This window comes from Streptomyces apricus, assembly GCF_008369065.1.
Classification (GTDB): domain Bacteria; phylum Actinomycetota; class Actinomycetes; order Streptomycetales; family Streptomycetaceae; genus Streptomyces; species Streptomyces apricus.
Genome location: NZ_VDFC01000139.1, coordinates 1 through 3151, shown reverse-complemented (window position 1 = coordinate 3151; position 3151 = coordinate 1). Strand labels below are relative to the sequence as shown.

Sequence of the window (3151 nt, the reverse complement as noted above, 5' to 3'; positions counted from 1 at the left end):
CTGCACGACCATGGGGACGTCACGCGGCGGCCCCGGCCGCCCGGCCGCAGCCGCCGCGTGACGTCCCCATGGTCGTGCAGTGGTCCAGGGACCTGGCCATGGGCGCCAAGTTCGCGTTCACCGGCGGCCGCGAGGGCTGGGTGCGCGTCCTGCTCACCGGGATCGGCGTGGGTCTCGGGGTGGCGCTGCTGCTGCTCACCACCGCCATCCCCAACGCGATGCAGGCGCGCTCCGACCGCGAGTACGCGCGCATGGGCATGCAGTTCGGACCCGAGCCGGCCAAGTCGGACAGGACGGTGCTCGTCGCGAGCGTCAGCACCGAGTTCCACGGCCAGGACATCCGCGGCCGCCAGCTGCAGCCCGAGGGACTGCGGGCGCCGCTGCCGCCCGGCGTGCACAAGTTCCCCGCGCCGGGCGAGATGATCGTGTCCCCCGCGCTCAAGGAACTGCTGGCGGCGAAGGACTCCGCCCTGCTGCGCGAGCGGCTGCCGTACCGGGTCGTCGGCACGATCGACGAGCCGGGCCTCATCGGCTCCGCCGAACTCGCCTTCTACACGGGCGGCGAGAAGCTGAAAAAGAACGACGGCGGCGCCCACGTCGTGCGCATCGACACCTTCAAGAACCAGGACGTCCCCACGGAGGACATGGACCCGGTCCTGCTCCTGCTCGTCCTGACCATCTTCGTGGTGCTGCTGATGCCGGTCGGCGTCTTCATCGCCGCGGCCGTACGCTTCGGCGGCGAGCGGCGCGACCGCCGGCTCGCGGCGCTGCGGCTGGTCGGCGCCGACGGCCGGATGACCCGCCGGATCGCGGCGGGCGAGGCGCTCTCCGGGGCCGTCCTCGGGCTGCTCTTCGGCATCGGCTTCTTCCTGGTGGGCCGCCAGGTCGCCGGATCCGTCGAGCTGTTCGGCTTCAGCGTCTTCCCCAGCTACATGGACCCGGCCCCCGCACTCGCCCTCCTGATCGCCGTCGCGGTCCCGGCGGCCGCGGTCGCGGTGACGCTGCTGGCCCTGCGCGGAGTGGTCATCGAGCCGCTCGGCGTGGTGCGCACGGCCCGGCCCCAGCGGCGCCGGCTCTGGTGGCGGCTGCTGCTGCCGCTGGGCGGTCTCGGACTGCTCGCCCCGATGATCGGCAAGGGCACCGAGAACGGCAACTTCAACGAGTACATGGTGACCGGTGGTGTCGTCCTGCTGCTCGTCGGCGTCACCGCGCTGCTGCCGTGGGTCGTGGAGGCCGTCGTGGCCCGGCTGAACTCGGGCCCGGTCGCCTGGCAGCTGGCCGTACGCAGGCTGCAGCTGAGCAGCGGCACCGCGGCCCGCATGGTCAACGGCATCGCGGTGGCGGTGGCCGGCGCGATCGCCCTGCAGATGCTGTTCACCGGCGTCCAGGACGACTACACCAGGTCCACCGGCAAGGATCTGACGCGCGCCCAGATGCAGGTCTCCGTGCCGTCGTCCGTCCCCGTCACCGAAGCCCGGAAGAAGCTCGCCGGGACCCGGGGCGTGCGCAGCACGGTCGTGCTCTCCGACGGCACGGTGGGAACGGACCGGAAGGAGCCCGAGTCGTCCGTGGAACTCACCGTCGGCGACTGCGCCGCCCTGCGCGAGGTGGCGAAACTGCCCTCGTGCCGGGAGGGAGACGTCTTCACCGTGGCGGCCGGGGCCTCCATCGAGACCAAGGAGCTTGCGGTGCCGGGCAGCAAGCTCTTCATCGACCCCTCCTGGGAGGCCGTACCGGGCACGGAGGTGCCCTGGACGGTGCCGCGGGGCATCAAGGAGGCCGCGCCGCGCAAGGACCCGACGGGCTGGGAGCGGGGCGGTTTCCTGATCACGACGAAGGCGCTGCCCGCCGCGGCGGCCGCCGGTCTCAAAGGCCAGATCTACCTCGGTCTCGACATGACGGTCCCGGACGTGCACGAAGTGGTGCGCACCGCCTCGGCGCAGCTCTCTCCGCTCACGGAACCCATGACGTACGCGGCGACCGAGCGGTCCCAGCGCTACGACTCCATCCGCACCGGCCTGTTCGTCGGCGCGGCCGGTGTCCTCGGGCTGATCGGGGCGAGCCTGCTGGTCTCGCAGCTGGAGCAGCTGCGCGAGCGCAAGAAGCTGCTGTCGGCGCTGGTCGCCTTCGGCACCCGGCGCCGCACGCTGAGCCTCTCGGTGCTGTGGCAGACCGCGATCCCGGTCTCGCTCGGCCTGGTCCTCGCCGCGGCGGTGGGCCTCACCCTGGGCACGGTCCTCCTGAAGATGACGGCCGTGCCGGTGACGGTCGACTGGTCGAGCGTCCTGACGATGACGGGCATCGGCGCGGCGGTCGTCCTGGTGGTGACGGCGCTGAGCATCCCGCCTCTGCTGAGGCTGATGCGCCCGGACGGGCTCCGCACGGAGTAGCTCCGCCGGGGGGAACGGCCGTGGGTGGACCTGACGGCCGGGCCGGGCCGCTCGCTTCGGCTCCGGCTCGGCCGTTTCCGGTGGTCTGCCTCCCCGTGGCAGTGTTGTCGACGCCCGACCCGCACGGAAGGCCGCGAAGCGCCCTTCTCCTCGACCCCGGAGGAACCCCATGCCCACCACGGTCGACCGCCGGTCCGCACGACCGGCCGGTGCGTGACCCGTGTCCCTCGACGCGCTGACGTCCGCGCTCCCGGACTACGCCAAGGACCTCCGGCTGAACCTCGGTTCGGTGACCGGCACCTCCCTCCTCACGCAGCAGCAGCTGTGGGGCACGGTGCTGGTCTGCGCCATCGCCTCACGCTCCGCGGTCGTCCTGCGGGAGCTGGAGGAGGAGGCCGACGCGAGGCTCTCGCCCGAGGCCTACACGGCGGCGAAGTCCGCGGCGGCGGTCATGGCGATGACCAACGTCTTCCACCGCACGCGGCACCTGCTCTCCGACCCGGAGTACGGGAAGCTGCGGGCCGGGCTGCGGACGAACGTGCTCGGTGACCCGGGGGTGGAGAGGACCGACGTCGAGCTGTGGTCGCTGGCCGTCTCCGCGGTCAACGGGTGCGGGGCGTGTCTGGACTCGCACGAGCGGGCGTTGCGGGGGGTGGGGGTGGAGCCGGAGACGATCCAGGAAGCGTTCAAGATCGCTTCCGTCGTCCAGGCGGTCGCGGTCACGCTGGACGCGGAGGCTGTCCTCACGCGGTAGTTCGCCC

Annotated in this window: 2 protein-coding genes; both read left to right on the top strand. The window is 72.4% G+C overall.

The window, feature by feature from the left end; translation table 11 throughout:
- Positions 1 to 68: 68 nt before the first annotated feature.
- Positions 69 to 2390, top strand: coding sequence for an ABC transporter permease (locus FGF04_RS38575; RefSeq protein WP_408055725.1), 2322 nt, complete (start codon positions 69 to 71; stop codon positions 2388 to 2390).
- Positions 2391 to 2610: 220 nt separating this feature from the next.
- On the top strand, positions 2611 to 3144 hold the full coding sequence (locus FGF04_RS38570) for a carboxymuconolactone decarboxylase family protein (protein ID WP_149516052.1): 534 nt from the start codon (positions 2611 to 2613) through the stop codon (positions 3142 to 3144).
- Positions 3145 to 3151 lie beyond the last annotated feature (7 nt).

What these genes read in the sequence shown, in the direction of transcription:
- FGF04_RS38575 (WP_408055725.1), top strand. Translation starts at nt 69, where the DNA reads ATGGTCGTGCAGTGGTCCAGGGACCTGGCCATGGGCGCCAAGTTCGCG.